This is a genomic window from Streptomyces sp. JH14 (genome assembly GCF_029428675.1).
Classification (GTDB): Bacteria; Actinomycetota; Actinomycetes; order Streptomycetales; family Streptomycetaceae; genus Streptomyces.
In genome coordinates this window covers 5,268,402-5,284,268 of record NZ_JAJNEL010000001.1, presented here as the reverse complement: position 1 = coordinate 5,284,268, position 15,867 = coordinate 5,268,402, and the positions used below count along the sequence as shown (strand labels likewise).

11 protein-coding genes are annotated in these 15,867 nt (G+C 71.2%); 4 read left to right on the top strand and 7 right to left on the bottom strand.

Annotated elements, in window-relative coordinates; all coding sequences use genetic code 11:
* The first annotated feature begins 3 nt into the window (after nucleotides 1-3).
* Entirely contained in the window at nucleotides 4-864 is an 861-nt protein-coding gene (locus LRD69_RS23940; protein ID WP_277328593.1) for a methyltransferase domain-containing protein, read from the top strand.
* Nucleotides 865-933: 69 nt separating this feature from the next.
* Here LRD69_RS23940 and ftsH read toward each other — a convergent pair whose 3' ends face one another.
* From ftsH to LRD69_RS23910, 6 genes are all read right to left on the bottom strand, one after another.
* Nucleotides 934-2,844, bottom strand: a complete 1,911-nt coding sequence (gene ftsH, locus LRD69_RS23935) for an ATP-dependent zinc metalloprotease FtsH (RefSeq protein ID WP_277328592.1) — start codon at nucleotides 2,842-2,844, stop codon at nucleotides 934-936.
* Nucleotides 2,845-3,132: 288 nt separating this feature from the next.
* Nucleotides 3,133-4,686, bottom strand: coding sequence for a signal recognition particle protein (ffh, locus tag LRD69_RS23930; RefSeq protein WP_277328591.1), 1,554 nt, complete (start codon nucleotides 4,684-4,686; stop codon nucleotides 3,133-3,135).
* A 175-nt stretch (nucleotides 4,687-4,861) separates the two neighbouring features.
* Nucleotides 4,862-7,312 carry a [protein-PII] uridylyltransferase gene (locus LRD69_RS23925; protein ID WP_277328590.1) on the bottom strand — a complete coding sequence of 817 codons (2,451 nt, stop codon included), beginning with the start codon at nucleotides 7,310-7,312 and terminating at the stop codon, nucleotides 4,862-4,864.
* A gap of 31 nt (nucleotides 7,313-7,343) precedes the next feature.
* A complete protein-coding gene (locus tag LRD69_RS23920) occupies nucleotides 7,344-7,682 on the bottom strand; it encodes a P-II family nitrogen regulator (protein WP_037689863.1) in 339 nt (112 codons plus the stop codon).
* Nucleotides 7,679-9,037: an ammonium transporter gene (locus LRD69_RS23915; RefSeq protein ID WP_277328589.1), complete on the bottom strand. Its 1,359-nt coding sequence runs from the start codon at nucleotides 9,035-9,037 to the stop codon at nucleotides 7,679-7,681. The genes LRD69_RS23920 and LRD69_RS23915 overlap by 4 nt, the downstream gene beginning before the upstream one ends.
* Before the next feature lie 370 nt (nucleotides 9,038-9,407).
* On the bottom strand, nucleotides 9,408-10,883 hold the full coding sequence (locus tag LRD69_RS23910; RefSeq protein WP_277328588.1) for a hypothetical protein: 1,476 nt from the start codon (nucleotides 10,881-10,883) through the stop codon (nucleotides 9,408-9,410).
* A gap of 423 nt (nucleotides 10,884-11,306) precedes the next feature.
* On the opposite strand from LRD69_RS23910, the gene LRD69_RS23905 reads away from it, so the two are divergent.
* A complete protein-coding gene (locus LRD69_RS23905; RefSeq protein ID WP_277328587.1) occupies nucleotides 11,307-11,954 on the top strand; it encodes a bifunctional DNA primase/polymerase in 648 nt (215 codons plus the stop codon).
* A gap of 119 nt (nucleotides 11,955-12,073) precedes the next feature.
* On the opposite strand, the gene ftsY is transcribed toward LRD69_RS23905, so the two are convergent.
* Entirely contained in the window at nucleotides 12,074-13,288 is a 1,215-nt protein-coding gene (gene ftsY, locus LRD69_RS23900; protein WP_277328586.1) for a signal recognition particle-docking protein FtsY, read from the bottom strand.
* Between the two features lie 123 nt (nucleotides 13,289-13,411).
* Between ftsY and LRD69_RS23895 the strand changes: the two genes are divergently transcribed.
* Nucleotides 13,412-14,800, top strand: a complete 1,389-nt coding sequence (locus tag LRD69_RS23895; protein WP_277328585.1) for a cytosine permease — start codon at nucleotides 13,412-13,414, stop codon at nucleotides 14,798-14,800.
* A gap of 57 nt (nucleotides 14,801-14,857) precedes the next feature.
* The gene (locus LRD69_RS23890) at nucleotides 14,858-15,817 is read left to right on the top strand and encodes an LLM class flavin-dependent oxidoreductase (protein ID WP_277328584.1); all 960 of its coding nucleotides are present in this window, start codon (nucleotides 14,858-14,860) and stop codon (nucleotides 15,815-15,817) included.
* Nucleotides 15,818-15,867: the final 50 nt, after the last annotated feature.

Sequence of the window (15,867 nt, the reverse complement as noted above, 5' to 3'; positions counted from 1 at the left end):
TCCATGACACCAACGCTCGTCCGGCACTACAGGCAGGCGGATGCATCCGCCCCGGTGGAACCGGGAACCCGTGCCCGTGACTGGGCCGAGATCCAGGAACGCATGCTCGCGCCGCTGTACGAAGCGGTGTACGAGCGGCTGGAAATCGGAGCCGGTACGCGGATGCTCTCCCTCGGCTGCGGCTCCGGGCTCGCGCTGCTGATCGCGGCGGCCCGCGGGGCGCAGGTCACCGGCGTCGACACCGACCGTGAACGTCTTGCGCTGGCCCGTGAGCGGCTGCTGCCCGAGGCCGGCGCCGACCGGGACCGGGACGGTCTGCCGGTGCTCCTCGACGGTGATCCGTCCGTGGCCGTCCGGCCCGAGGATCCTCCGTACAGCCTGCTCACCGTGTTCACCCCGATCGGCTGTTCGGCGGGCGACTCCGAGGGGCTGAAACGGACACTGGAGTCCGGCGTGCCACTGGTCGGCCGGGGTGGCACGGTGGTGCTGACCGGATGGGGGCCGCCCGAGCGCTGTGCCACCTCGGCGGTGCTGCGGCTGGCGACCCGGCTCGCGGACGGGGCGAGTGCGCCCCGCGCGGGCGGCTGGCGCCCGGCGCGCCGGGACGATCTGGAGGAGGTCGCGTTCCGGAGCGGGCTGAATCCGAACGGTTCGGGGCGGGTGGCGTGCCCGTTCGGGTACGCGGACATGGACAGTGCGGTGCGCGGACTGCTGTCGACGCGGCTGTTCGACGCGGCGGTACGGGCCACGGACCGGGCCCAGGTCGAGAAGGAGCTGGCGGAGGCGCTGCATCCGCACCGGCGCCGGGACGGCACGGTCTGGATGCCGAATGTCTTCCGCTATCTCGTCTGCACCACTCCTTAGAAGGGGCCCCTCGTCGGCGGAGCACTCCCGCGCAGGGGTGCTCCCGGGAGCCGCCCGGCCGGGCGGCTCTCAATGTTTGGTCAGGCGCGCGACGCCCGCCGCCCGGTAGGCAGCCTCCTCGTCCAGTGTCTCGTTCTGCAGCAGCGCCGCTGCCAGGGCGTCGAGCTGGTCCCGGTGCTCGCTCAGCAGCTGCTGCGCCTCGATGTAGCACTCGTCGACGATGCGCCGCATCTCGTGGTCGACCGCGTCCAGCGTGGCGGGCGCCGCCGAGAGTCCGTATGCCTGCTGGGCGTCGCCCGGGATCGCCGTCAGCCTGCCGACCCTTTCGCTCATCCCCCAGCGCCCGACCATTCCGCGTGCCAGAGCGGTGACCTGTTCCAGGTCGCTCTCCGAACCCGTGGTGACCACGCCGTAGACCAGATGTTCCGCGGCCATGCCACCGAGGGCGCCGATGATGCGGCCGCGCAGATACTCCTCGGTGTACGCGTACTTGTCGGCTTCCGGCGTCGAGAGGGTGACGCCGAGGGCCCGGCCGCGCGGCACGATGGTGACCTTGCGGACCGGGTCGGCACCGGGCTGGAGCATGCCGAGGAGGGCGTGGCCGCTCTCGTGGTACGCCGTCCTGCGCCGTTCCTCCTCCGGCATGACCAGCGGTCGTTCGGCGCCGAGCTGGACCTTCTCCAGGGCGTCCGAGAGTTCGGCCTGGTCGACCTCGGACTTCTTGCGTTTGACGGCGAGCAGTGCGGCCTCGTTGGCGAGGTTGGCGAGGTCCGCACCGGTCATGCCGGGGGTCGTCCGGGCCACCTGGCCGAGGCTGACGTCCTCGGAGAGCGGGATCTGCCGGGTGTGGATCTTCAGGATCGCCTCCCGCCCGCCCCGGTCCGGCGGGCTGACCTGGACGATCCGGTCGAAGCGGCCGGGCCGGGTGAGCGCCGGGTCGAGGACGTCGGCCCGGTTGGTGGCGGCGAGGACGACGACGCCCTCCGAGCCGGAGAAGCCGTCCATCTCGGTGAGGATCTGATTCAGCGTCTGTTCGCGCTCGTCGTGGCCGCCCATCCCGGAGCCGCCGCCACGGGCCCGGCCGATGGTGTCGATCTCGTCGATGAAGACGATCGCGGGGGCGACCTTGCGGGCCTCGGCGAACAGCTCGCGCACCCGGCTCGCGCCGACGCCGACGATCATCTCGATGAACTCGGAGGCGGAGGCGGAGAAGAACGGCACCCCGGCCTCGCCCGCGACGGCCCGCGCGAGGAGCGTCTTGCCGGTGCCGGGCGGGCCGGCCAACAGCACTCCCCCGGGCATCCGGGCGCCCATCTTCCGGTACTCCTGCGGGTTCTTCAGGAAGTCGACGACATCGTTGAGTTCGCCCTCGACCTCGTCGATCCCGGCCACGTCCTCGAAGGTGGTGCGCTTGCCACCCTCCAGCTCGACCGGTTTGGGCGGGGCCTTGCGGCCCAGCGCACCGCCGCCGAGCCCCCCGGACATCCGGCGGGCGATGAAGACCCAGAGCAGGACGAGCAGCAGCATCGGAGCGAGGGAGATCAGCAGATTCGCCAGGAAGCTGCGCTGCTGCACGACCGGCTGCGCGGTGACGGTGACATCTTCCTTGACCAGCTCGGCCCAGAGGTTGTCGTCGGCGAAGGCGGGCCGCTGGGTGACGAACTTGGTGTACGTGTCGTCACCGCCGGGGATCTTCGCCTCCTTCTTCAGCTGCCCCTGGATGGCGTCGCCCTTGGAGTAGATCTTGGAGACATTGCCCGCCGTGACCTGCTTGCTGAACTCCGTGTACGCGATGGTCGGCTCGTCCCTGCCGTTGAAGAACGACAGCACCAGGTTGGTGATCAGATAGACGGCCAGCGCGGTCAGCAGCAGTCCGCCCCAACCGCCGGCCATCTTCCGGCGCGGCGGCGGGGGCGGCGGGGCACCTTCGGAGCGCCATGGCTGATCGGTCCGATCGCGTGGCGGTACGGGACTGGTCACGCGCGCTCCTCTGCCGACGACCTTGAGGCGACATTAAGCGAGAAAACACACCGGAGCTCTCCCAGAGCCTGTTCGGTGGGCCCATGGGGGGACAGCGGCGCGCGGACGCCTGAACTCTTGTCTGTACTTCCCGGCGACCGGGCACGCCTGCCCACCGGGACGTACGCCGCCGCGCCGGTCCACGCGGGCCGTCGGGCCCTCCGGGCAGATGCAGAGCGGCCGGCCCGCATGCGGAAGGGGCGCCCGCCGACAACGGCGGGCGCCCCTTCCGCATGCGGGCCGGGAACGTCAGCCCATGAACTTCTTGAATGCGTCCGGCAGCTCGAAGTTCTGGTCGTCCTGCTCGGCCGGGAGACCGAACGCGCCGCCCTGCGCCGCCGCCTGCTCGCGACGGGCCGCCGCGGCCTGCTCCTCGGCCTTGCGCTTCATCGGGTTACCGCTCTTGCGCTTGCCCTTGGCCTGCTTGACCTGCTTCTTCTGCCGGCCGGCGCCGCCACCCATGCCGGGCATCCCCGGCATGCCCGGCATGCCGCCGCCCTGCGCCATCTTCGACATCATCTTGCGCGCCTCGAAGAACCGCTCCACGAGGTTCTTCACAGCGGACACCTCGACACCGGAACCCTTGGCGATACGGGCCCGGCGCGAGCCGTTGATGATCGTCGGCTCCTGGCGCTCGTGCGGCGTCATGGACTTGATGATCGCGGCGGTACGGTCCACGTCCCGCTCGTCGATGCTGTTGATCTGGTCCTTGATCTGCCCCATGCCGGGCAGCATCCCGAGCAGCTTGGAGATGGAGCCCATCTTCCTGACCTGCTCCATCTGCGCCAGGAAGTCGTCGAGCGTGAAGTCCTTGCCCTTGCTGGACGCCAGCTTGGAGGCCATTTTGGCGGCCTCTTCCTGGCTGAAGGTCTTCTCCGCCTGCTCGATCAGGGTGAGCAGGTCACCCATGTCGAGGATGCGGGACGCCATGCGGTCGGGGTGGAAGGCGTCGAAGTCCTCGAGCTTCTCACCGTTCGACGCGAACATGACCTGCTTGCCCGTGACGTGGGCGATCGACAGGGCGGCACCACCGCGGGCGTCACCGTCGAGCTTGGAGAGCACCACGCCGTCGAAGCCGACGCCGTCGCGGAAGGCCTCCGCGGTGTTGACCGCGTCCTGGCCGATCATCGCGTCGACGACGAAGAGGATCTCGTCGGGGCTGACGGCGTCGCGGATGTCCGCGGCCTGCTGCATCAGATCCGCATCGATACCGAGGCGGCCCGCGGTGTCGACGATCACCACGTCGTACTGCTTGGAGCGGGCGTGCTCGATGGAGTCCTTGGCGACCTGGACCGGGTCGCCGACGCCGTTGCCCGGCTCCGGGGCGTACACCGCGACACCGGCGCGGTCGGCGACGACGCTCAGCTGGTTGACGGCGTTGGGGCGCTGGAGGTCACAGGCGACGAGCAGCGGGGAGTGGCCCTGGCCCTTGAGCCAGAGACCGAGCTTTCCGGCGAGGGTGGTCTTACCGGCACCCTGCAGACCCGCGAGCATGATCACGGTGGGCGGGTTCTTGGCGAACCGCAGCCGCCGGGTCTCGCCGCCGAGGATGCCGACGAGCTCCTCGTTGACGATCTTGACGACCTGCTGGGCGGGGTTCAGCGCCTGGGAGACCTCGACGCCGCGCGACCGCTCCTTGACGTTGGCGATGAAGGCGCGGACCACAGGGAGCGCGACATCGGCCTCGAGGAGGGCGATACGGATCTCGCGTGCCGTGGCGTCGATATCCGCCTCGGACAAGCGGCCCTTGCCCCTGAGGTTCTTGAAAGTCGCGCTAAGGCGGTCGGAGAGAGTATCGAACACGGCGCTCGTCGGTCCTCAGGGTCGGGGTCGTGGTGGGTCGCTCCCTAGAGTATCTGGCTCGCGCAAGCGACCTCCCGTGCCGGCCGGATTCGGTCGGCACGGGAAGGAACCCCCAGCGGCCGCGAGCACGTCCCGCCCACCGGTCCTCCGGCCCGCGCAGCACGGCGTGACGGCGTCACCGCAGCGCCTCCTCCAGTGCCTTCGCCACGGCCGCGGCGTCCGCGTCCGGCAGCACCGAGCCGTCCTCCCGTGTGACATAAACGGTGTCCACCGCGTTCGCCCCCAGAGTCGACACATGCGCACTGCGCACCCGTACCGCGCTCTGTTCCAGCGCCCGGCCGATGCGGTGCAGCAGCCCCGGGGCGTCCTGGGCCCGCACCTCGATGACCGTCGCCAGCCGTGAGCCGGCCGGTGCGACCGTCACCCGCGGTGGCGGGGCCTTCACCCCGCGGCGCCGCGGATAGGCGGCTTCGCGCTCGGCAAGGCGGGCCTGGATGTCGAGGGAACCGTCCAGGGCGCGTACGAGGTCGGCGCGGAGCCGGCCGGCCTGCGGCAGGGAACCGTATTCGGCCGCCACCCGCCAGCTGAGCAGCAGCACGTCGGCACACTCGCCGATCTCGGTGGGGAGCTCGACGGCCCGCAGGTCGGCGGCGCGGACGGTGAGGCGGTGCAGGGCCAGGACCCCGGCGGCGGCGGGCAGGACGCCGGGGCGGTCGGGCACGGCGATCTGAAGTTCGACGCCCACGGGTTCCGGCTCGCCGTCCTCGTCCGGTGCCTCGGTCTGGGCGTGCAGGGTGAGGACGGGTTCACCGGTGCGCAGGGCCTCGACGGCGAGGCGTTCCTGTTCGGCGCTGGGTGCGGCCGGTTCGGGTTCGTCCGGCGCCTGGCCGGCGAGCACGGCTGCGACGCGTGTGACGAGGTCGGTGACGAGGGAGGCGCGCCAGGTGGACCAGGCGGCGGGCCCGGTGGCCAGCGCGTCGGCCTCGGTGAGGGCGTGGAGCAGCTCCAGCGTGGACGCGGTCCCCACCGCGGTGGCGACGGACCGGACGGTCGCCGGGTCGTCGAGGTCGCGACGGGTGGCGGTCTCGATGAGCAGCAGATGGTGGCGTACCAGGGTGGCGATGACGCCCACGTCGTGCTGGTCGAAGCCGATCCGGGCGGCGACGTCGCGGGCGATGACCTCCCCGGCGACGGAGTGGTCGCCGGGCCAGCCCTTGCCGATGTCGTGCAGCAGGGCGGCGACGAGGAGGAGGTCGGGGCGGCCGACGCGGCGGGTGAGGGAGGAGGCCCGGACGGCCGCCTCCACGAGGTGGCGGTCGACGGTCCAGGTGTGGACGGGGTTGCGCTGGGGCCGGCAGTGGACACGTTCCCAGTCGGGCAGCAGCCGGGTGATCAGTCCTTCCGCCTCGAGGGCCTCCCAGACGGGGATCGTGGCCTCGCCCGCGCCGAGCAGGGTGACGAGTTCCTCACGGGCCTCGGCGGGCCAGGGCACCGGCAGCGGGCGCGCGGCGGTGGCGAGGTGGCGTACGACATGGCGGGAGATCGGCAGTTCGGACTGGGCGGCCGCGGCGGCGGCGCGCAGCACGAGCACCGGGTCGCGTTCGGGGCGGGCGGTGCGGGCGAGGACGACTTCGCCGTCGGCCTCGACGACACCGTCGGCGAGCGGGGTGCGGTCGGGGGCGGCGGCCTTGCCGCCGAGCATGGCGCGCAGCCGGGGCCGTGCCGAGCGCGCCCGCAGCACGCGGTTGACCTCGCGCCAGGTGACGTCGGTGGCGTACGAGACTGTGCGCGCGGCCTCGTACACCTGGCGCAGCAGCGCGTCGGCGTCGAGCAGGCCGAGGGCGGCGGAGACCTGGTCCTGCTCCTGGAGCGCGAGGCGGTCGGTGGCGCGGCCGGTGGTCAGGTGCAGCGCGTCGCGGGTGTCGAGGAGGGTGCGGCGGGCCTCGGCGAGGCCTTCGCGGGGCGCGTCGGCGATCCAGGAGGCGGCGACGGCGCGCAGGGCGGTGGCGTCGCGCAGCCCGCCGCGGGCCTCCTTCAGGTCGGGTTCGAGGAGGAACTGGAGCTCGCCCTGGCGTTCGGCCCGTTCGCGGCAGAGTTCGTCGAGGGCCGGGAGGCGTTTGGGGGCGAGGTTGCGCCAGTCGGCGAAGATCGTGGTGCGCATCGCGGCGACCAGTCCGCGGTCGCCGGCCACGGACCGGGCGTCGAGCAGTCCGAGCTGCACCTTGAGGTCCTCGCCCGCGGTCTTCCTGGCTTCGCCGGGTGTGCGCACGGAGTGGTCGAGGGCGAGGCCGAGGTCCCAGACGGGGTACCAGATGCGGTCGGCGAGGGAGGCGATGGCGCCGGCGTCGGCGCTGCCGTCGTGCAGGAGCAGCAGATCGAGATCGCTGCGCGGGGAGAGCTCACCACGGCCGTAGCCGCCGACGGCGACGAGGGCCGCGCCACGGACTCCGGTCGCCTCGGCCGCGGTGGTGAACAGGCCGGTCAGCCATGTGTCGGTGAGCGCTGCGAGGGCCGCACGGCGCGGCGGCCCGGACTGCGCCTTCTCCTGGAGGAGGCACAGCCGGGCCGCCGCGTAGCCGCTGGGTCCCGAGTCTTCGGATTCGGTGGTCACTTCGATGCTCGTCACCCAGCTGCCTTTCGGTTGACGGGACGTCCGGTCAGAGGGCGTCCGGGCCGCGTTCGCCGGTGCGGACCCGTACGGCCGTCTCGACGGGGACGCTCCAGACCTTGCCGTCTCCGATCTTGCCGGTTCGGGCGGCCTTCACCACCACATCGATGAGCTGTTCGGCGTCCTCGTCCTCGACGAGGACCTCGATACGGATCTTGGGGACCAGGTCGACGGTGTACTCCGCGCCCCGGTAGACCTCGGTGTGACCGCGCTGGCGCCCGTAGCCGCTGGCTTCCGTGACCGTGAGGCCCTGGATGCCGAAGGCCTGGAGGGCCTCCTTGATCTCGTCGAGCCGGTGCGGCTTCACGACTGCGGTGATGAGCTTCATGCGTCCACCTTCTTGGTCTGCGCTGCTGCCGTCGAGTCCGATACCGGAGTGGAGCCACTGGTGCGCGGGGCCGCACCGCCGCCGGCGCCGCTGAAGTCGTACGCGGTCTCGGCGTGCTCGACCTGGTCGATGCCGGAGATCTCGTCGTCCTCGTCGACCCGCATGCCGATCGTCCTGTCGAGGAGGAAGGCGAGGACCGCGGAGACGACCAGAGAGTAGGCGAGGACCGCGAAGACACCGACGGCCTGCTTGCCGAGCTGGTCGAGACCGCCGCCGTAGAAGAGGCCCTTGGCGTCGGACTGGACGCCGCCGGTGGCGAAGAGGCCGATGAGGAGCGAACCGGCGACACCGCCGACGAGGTGGACACCGACGACGTCGAGGGAGTCGTCGTAGCCGAACTTGTACTTGAGGCCGACCGCCATGGCGCAGAGCACACCGGCGATGGCACCGACGGCGATGGCACCGAGCGGGCTGACCGCGCCGCCGGACGGGGTGATGGCGACGAGGCCGGCGACCGCGCCGGAGGCGGCGCCGAGGGTGGTGAAGGAGCCGTGGCGGAGCTTCTCGTAACCCAGCCAGGCGAGCATCGCGGCGGCGGTGGCGACCTGCGTGTTGACGAACATGACCGCGCCGACGCCGTCGTCGTTGCCGAGCCACGATCCGGCGTTGAAGCCGAACCAGCCGAACCACAGGAGGCCGGCGCCGAGCATGACGAGCGGCAGGCTGTGCGGCCGCATCGGGTCCTTCTTGAACCCGACCCGCTTCCCGATGACGAGGATCACGCCGAGGGCTGCCGCACCGGCGTTGATGTGGACCGCCGTACCGCCGGCGAAGTCGATGACGCCGAGTTCGAAGAGCCAGCCGCCGGCGCCCCAGACCCAGTGCGCGACCGGGAAGTACACGACGGTCACCCACAGGGCGACGAACAGCGCCCAGGAGGTGAACTTGACGCGGTCGGCGAGGGCGCCGCTGATCAGGGCGGGTGTGATGATGGCGAACATCAGCTGGAAGACGGCGAAGACGTAGACCGGGATGGTGTAGCCGTCCCAGAGCTGGGTGATCCCGATCCCGCTCAGGCCGGCGAAGTCCGAGCTCCAGCCGATGAACGAGCCGATGTCGGTGCCGAAGGCGAGGCTGAATCCGTAGAGCACCCACAGGATCGTGACGATCCCGAGGCTGATGAAGCTCATCATCAGCATGTTGAGGGTGCTCTTGACGCGGACCATGCCTCCGTAGAAGAAGGCCAGACCCGGGGTCATGATCATCACCAGGGCCGAGCAGATGAGCATGAACCCGGTGTTGGCGGCAGACAGCGTCGGGGCGTCTGCGGCAAGCGTCGTGATGCCTGGGGGCATCGGCGTCTCCTCGTCGTCGGTGCGGCCGCGTGCGGGCTGAGAGTGCGGGACCACGTGCGGGACCACTGTGGAAAAGGTGCGGGCCGGTTATGCGCCATGAGGTTCGCCCAGCGCCGTTTCCGCCGATGCCGCACGATGTTTCGCCGCAGTGACGAAGAGGTGTGGCGTGTTACGTCCCCATGAATCCCGAGTGGCGTATCCGGGGCCGGGCCCACCCTGCGGCCGGGGCCGCATACGGTGCGGTTACGACTGTGGAGTACGGGAACGGGAACGCGAACCGGCCACGCCGGTCACCCGCTGACCTGGCAAGGGGGAGCCGAAGTCGGTCTGTGCGGGGTGGCCGGCGTGGCCGGAGTGTGCGGGTGCCCGGTCAGACCGCCTCGGCGGTCTCCGGCAGCTGCTCGGTGAGCAGATCGGTGAGACTGGCGACCTCGGGGATGTCGCCGAAGTCCCTGGCAGCGGTGTCGACGGTCTTGCGGAGCCGGGTGTTGACGCGCTCGGAGCGGACCTTCTTGGCGACCTTCAGCGCCCTTTCGGCCAGCCGCGTGGACTGCTCGGGTTCGCGCTGGAGGAGATGCACGGTGGCGAGGCCGATCAGGTTCAGTGCGTACGACCGCTGGTGCTCGTCGTCCTCGCCGAACAGTTCGACGGCCTTCTCCATGAGAGGCTCGGCGAGCGAGGCGTACGTGGGGCTGCGGCCGGCGACATAGGCGAGGTCGCGGTACGAGTGGGAGTTCTCGCCATTGAGCTCGGCCTCGGAGAAGAAGCGGATCCAGTCGGGCTCGGGCTCGCCGTCGATCCCGGCGTCGAGGAAGGTGTCCTCGGCCATCCGGACGGCTCGCTTGCACTTGCTGGGCTGGCCCATGTTGGCGTAGGCACGGGCCTCCATCGCATACAGCATCGCCTGGGTGCGCGGGGTGGCGCAGTCCCGGCTGCCGTACTGGGCGAGATGGATCAGTTCGAGGGCGTCGTCGGGCCGTCCGAGGTGGATCATCTGGCGACTCATGCTGGACAGGACATAGCTGCCGAGCGGTTTGTCGCCGGCCTCCTTGGCGGCGTGCAGCGCGAGGACGAAGTACTTCTGGGCGGTGGGCTGGAGGCCGACGTCGTAACTCATCCAGCCCGCCAGCTCGGCAAGTTCGGCCGCACACCGGAAGAGCCGGGTGGCAGTGGCGGCGGGCTGCGGTTCCTGCAGCAGGTCGGTGACCTCGTGGAGCTGACCCACGACGGCCTTGCGACGCAGGCCACCGCCGCACTGGGCGTCCCACTGGCGGAACATCACCGTGGTGGACTCCAGCAGGTCGAGCTCGGGGCCGGAGAGCCGGGACGGGCGGCGGTCCGTCATGGACGGCGCCGGATCGGCCGGTGCCGTGGCGGCGACCGGCACCAGCCAGCGCTGCATGGGCTCGATGAGGGCCGGGCCCGCGGCGAGGGCGAGTGAGGTGCCGAGGAAGCCGCGACGGGCGAGCATCAGGTCGCTGCGGGAGAATTCGCTGAGCAGCGCGACGGTCTGGGGGCCCGCCCAGGGCAGGTCGACGCCGGCCACCGACGGCGACTGATGGGCGGTGCGCAGCCCGAGGTCCTCGACGGCGACGACGGTGCCGAAGCGCTCGGAGAAGAGCTCGGAGAGGATGCGCGGAATCGGCTCGCGCGGCTGCTCGCCGTCGAGCCAGCGCCGGACCCGCGAGGTGTCCGTGCTGATGTGGTGGGCGCCCATCTGGCGTGCCCTGCGGTTCACCTGCCGTGCCAGCTCGCCCTTCGACCAGCCGCTGCGCACGAACCATGATCCCAATTGCCCGTTGGGGCGCTTGCCGGCATTCGTATCGCCTGCGCCGCTGCCACTCACTGGAACGCCCCCATCCCGCTGCATACGTGTCGCGCGAACCACTATCAGATTGCCGTGGGCCGAAGCCGTCCGTACGGCGGTTGCGCACCTTCGAACAGGAAATCGACTTGCCTCCGGCATACCCGCAGGCGCACATACTTCCATGGTTCGTGTACCGACGGTAATCCTACGATCACCCCCTCGGCGAGGGAGATTGCAGAAACGCCACCATTCGCCACCCCTTCGAATGAACCCGTCCGCCACGTAGCGCGATTCACTTGACAGACGGCGATCGGCAGCAGAATCAGTGATGCGCCCAGGGGCGCGCGGACCGTGCCGCACCACCTGGGGTTCACCCGTGCGCTGCCGGATCGGCGGGCGACGGAGTGTAACGACTGGGCTCCACGTCGTAACCATCGGCGAGCCGGACCCGTTGGAGGGGGCATGGGCTTCACGATCGGCGGCATCCGCGAGATGCGAACCGGCTCACGGCGACGGGGCCGTACGGCCGAGTGCACCGCGGTGGCCGAGTACACAGGACTGTGGGGCTGGGCCGTCGCACCGGGAGCGCGGGCCGCGGCCGGCAACTGCTCGTGCGGCGACACCGCGTGCGCCTCTCCCGGCGCCCATCCGCTGGACTTCGCCGACGAGGTGCCGGCGGGCGCCACGCTGGACGCCGCGGCGCGCGCCTGGGCCCGGGTGCCGGGCGCCTCGATGCTGCTGCCGGTGGGGCGCACGTTCGACGTTCTCGACGTCGCCGAACAGGCGGGACGCCGGGCGCTGGTGCGGCTGGAGCGGATGGGGCTGCCGCTGGGCCCGGTGGCCGTGACGCCGTCCGGGCGGGCGCAGTTCTTCGTCGCGCCGGGCGCCGCCGCCGGACTTCCGCAGCTGCTGTACCGGCTGGGCTGGGACGACGCGGGTCTGGATCTGCGGGCGATGGGTCCCGGCTGCCACATCACCGCACCCCCGTCCGACGAGGGCGGTCTCGGCCCGGTGCGCTGGCTGCGGCCGCCGGCGCTGGACACGGCGGCCGCGCCGCCGCAGGCGCGGCTGCTGCTGGGCACGCTGGCGTACATCTGCCACCGCTCGTAAGGGCGGGCGCCCAGGAACGGTGTCTCCAGAGGGTGTGAACGCGATCGCCGGGTGGGCTCGGAATCCGAGCCCACCCGGCGATCGCGTTCGAAACGGCTGTCGGCCCGAGCCGATGCGCGTCAGTCGCCGATCAGTGCGTCGACGAACGCCTCCGGCTCGAACGGAGCCAGATCGTCCGGCCCCTCGCCCAGACCCACCAGCTTCACCGGTACGCCCAGTTCGCGCTGGACCGCGATGACGATGCCGCCCTTGGCGGTGCCGTCCAGCTTGGTGAGAACGATGCCGGTGATGTCGACGACCTCGGCGAAGACCCGGGCCTGCACCAGACCGTTCTGCCCGGTCGTGGCATCGAGGACGAGCAGGATCTCGTCGAGCGGGCCGTGCTTCTCGACGACGCGCTTGACCTTGCCGAGCTCGTCCATGAGCCCGGTCTTGGTGTGCAGCCGGCCCGCGGTGTCGATCAGGACGACGTCGGCGCCCTCGGCGATGCCTTCCTTCACCGCGTCGAACGCGATCGAGGCCGGGTCGCCGCCCTCGGGCCCGCGGACGGTACGGGCGCCGACGCGCTCACCCCAGGTCTGGAGCTGGTCGGCGGCAGCGGCACGGAAGGTGTCGGCCGCGCCGAGCACGACGCTGCGGCCGTCGGCGACGAGGACCCGGGCCAGCTTGCCCGTGGTGGTGGTCTTGCCGGTGCCGTTCACGCCGACGACCATCACGACACCGGGGGTGTCGACACCGCTCTCCGTCTTGACCGCGCGGTCGAAGTCGGTGCCGAGCAGGGCGAGGAGCTCCTCGCGCAGCAGGCCGCGCAGCCCCTCGGGAGTGCGGGTGCCGAGGACGCGGACCCGCTCGCGCAGCCGCTCCACCAGCTCCTGGGTGGGCGCGACGCCGACATCGGCGGTCAGGAGGGTGTCCTCGATCTCCTCCCAGGTGTCCTCGTCGAGGTTGTCCCGGGACAGGAGCGTCAGGAGCCCCTTGCCGAGAGTGCTCTGCGAGCGGGCGAGCCGGGCCCGCAGCCGTACGAGACGGCCCGCGGTGGGCTCGGGGATCTCGAGCGCAGGGGCGGCGGGCGCCTCCGGCTCGGCGACTGCCGGGACTTCCGCGACGGGAGCCTCGGCCTCGGGGGGACCGGCCTCCTCGATGGTGCGGCGCGGTTCCTCGCGCGGTGTCTCGGCCTCCTCGCCGACATGGGGCTCGGCGGGAGGAGTGAGGGTCGGCGTGCTCGGCGGTGCCGGGGGCAGCTGCTTCTTCTTGCGGCCGCTGACCACGAGCCCGCTGACCAGACCGGCCACGACCAGGGCGGCGATGACTACAGCAAGGATGACGAATTCCATAACGCACCCAGTATCGGTCACGGCCGCGCCCGGGGAGCGGTGCCGGAGGAGCTGCCGGAGATCGAGTAGGGCGTAATGGCCCTTTTGGCGGTAATTGTGCGAAGTGAAGGTACGATCCCGCTCGTGGAGACCCGCGGCCTGGAACCCGTCCCCGACAGCGAGCGCACCGGCCGGGTCCGCACCCTCTTCCCCACCTGGGCCGCCGCCAACATGACGGTGCTGCTGCTCACCGTGGGCGCGGGGCTCGTCGTCCTCAGCCGGCTCAATTTCTGGCAGGTGCTGGCCGTGGCGGCCACGGCGCCCGTCGTCAGCTACGGACTGGTCGGCCTGATCTCGGTGGCGGGACAGCACGGCGGCGCGCCCGGCATGGCGCTCTCCCGGGCCGTCTTCGGGCAGCGCGGCAACCTGCTGCCCGGAGCGCTGATCTGGATCGCCCGCTGGGGCTGGGAGACGGTGAACGCGGTCACCGGCGCCTACGCCCTGCTGGCCGTGCTCCGTCTGCTGTTCTCCGTCCGGAGCACCACCACACTGATCATGGCGGTGCTGCTGGCCTTCGTGGCGGGCAGCTATCTGGTGTCCGGGCTCGGCATGGGCGCCCTGCGGACGTGCTGCACCTGGTCGGCGTACCTCTTCGGCGGCTTCAGCGTCCTCGTACTGATCCATCTGTGGGCGGGCACCGACTGGCGGGCCGTCCTCGACCGGCCGGCCGGGCCGACGGCGCTGATGGTCGCCGGCGCCGGCACGCTGGCCGCCGGTGGGATCAGCTGGGCGCCGTCCGGTCCGGACTTCACCCGCTATCTGCCGCGCACCGCCTCCGGCCGGGCGGTGGTCGGGGCGACCGTGGGCGGCGCGGTGCTCGTCTCGCTGCCGCTGGTCCTGATGGGCGCGGTGATGGCGGTCGCCACTCCGGACCTGGCCACCAGCAGCGATCCGGTCTCCTTCATCGGCACGCTGCTGCCGGACTGGATCTCGGTGCCGTATCTGCTGATCGCCGTGGTCGGAATGGTGCTGATCAATGCGATGTCGATGTATTCGGCCGGATTCACCGCGCAGACGCTGGGATTCACGATCCCGCGCGCCTGGGCGGTGGGGGTGAATGCCGCGATCAGCCTGTTGCTGGGCGGAATGCTGATGATGACGGCGAGCGGTTTCATCGATGCGTTCATCTCCTTTCTGACGCTGCTCGCGGTGACGTTCTCGGCATGGATCGGCGTCTTCGGCGCCGATCTGCTGCGGGGACGTACGTACGACGCCGCGGCGCTGCTGGACACCACCCCGACCGGTGCCTACTGGTACACCGGCGGCTACTCGGTGCCCGCCGTGGCCGCGTGGACCGCGGGGCTCACGGTGGGGCTGCTGCTGAGCGGCGTGGAATGGTTCACCGGGCCGCTCGCCACCACCTGGATCGGGCGCCACGGCCTGGGCTGGGCGGTCACCATCGCCGTCTCCGGGACGCTGTACGCCCTGCTGCCGCGCCCGGCGGTACGCACCGGCACACCTCTACACTTCTGACGCTACGTCAGTTACTGTCCGGCTCGCCCTGCCCGCCCGGCGAAGGGGACGCCCGTCATGGCCTTCACAGTGGTCCGGTTCAATCTCGTCGATCCCGATGCCACACCCGAGTCCCTCTCGGCCCGCTACCGCACGGCGCTGGAGATGGCCGCGTACGCCGACGCACACGGCGTCGACACCGTGCAGACCGAGGAGCACCACGGCGCCGCCAACTCCTGGCTGCCCTCTCCCTTCGTCTTCGCCGGATCGGTCTTCGGCGCCACGAGCCGGATCGCGGTCACGGTCTCGGCGATCATCGGCCCGCTGCACGACCCGCTGCGGCTCGCGGAGGACATCGCGGTCCTCGACCTGCTGAGCGGGGGGCGGCTGGTGACGGTCGCGGGCATCGGATACCGGCCCGAGGAATACGAACGGGCGGGCGTCGAGTGGGGCAGGCGCGGCCGGTTCCAGGACGAGCTGCTGGAGACCGTGCTGCAGGCGTGGACCGGCGAGCCTTTCCCGTACCGGGGCCGTACGGTCCGGGTCACTCCGCGCCCGTACACCCAGCCGCATCCACTGCTGCTGGTGGGCGGCAGCTCGCGGGCCGCGGCGCGGCGGGCGGCCCGGCTGGGACTGCCGTTCTTCCCGAGCGCGCATCTGCCCGAGCTGGAGGCGTACTACCACGAGCAGCGCGCGGTCCACGGCACGGAGGGGTTCTGCATGATGCCGGCGGCCGAGACGCCGCTGCTCCATGTGTCGGAGGATCCGGACCGGACGTGGGAACGGTACGGCGCGTATTTCCTTCACGAGGCGCGGACGTACTCCTCCTGGCAGTCGAAGGACATCCGGTCGGCCGTTCGCTCGGCGGCCACCACGGTGGCCGCGCTGCGGGACGAGGGGGTCTACCGGATCGTCACCCCGCAGCAGCTGGCCGCGCTGGACGCCGACAGTCTGGTGCTGCATCCGCTGTGCGGCGGGATGCCGGTCGAGGAGGGGTGGCGCAGCCTGCGGCTGTTCTGCGAAGCGCTCGCGAAGTGACGTGCCCTCACCGCAGCGGCATGACGCGTTCACGCCGCGGTGACGTACGG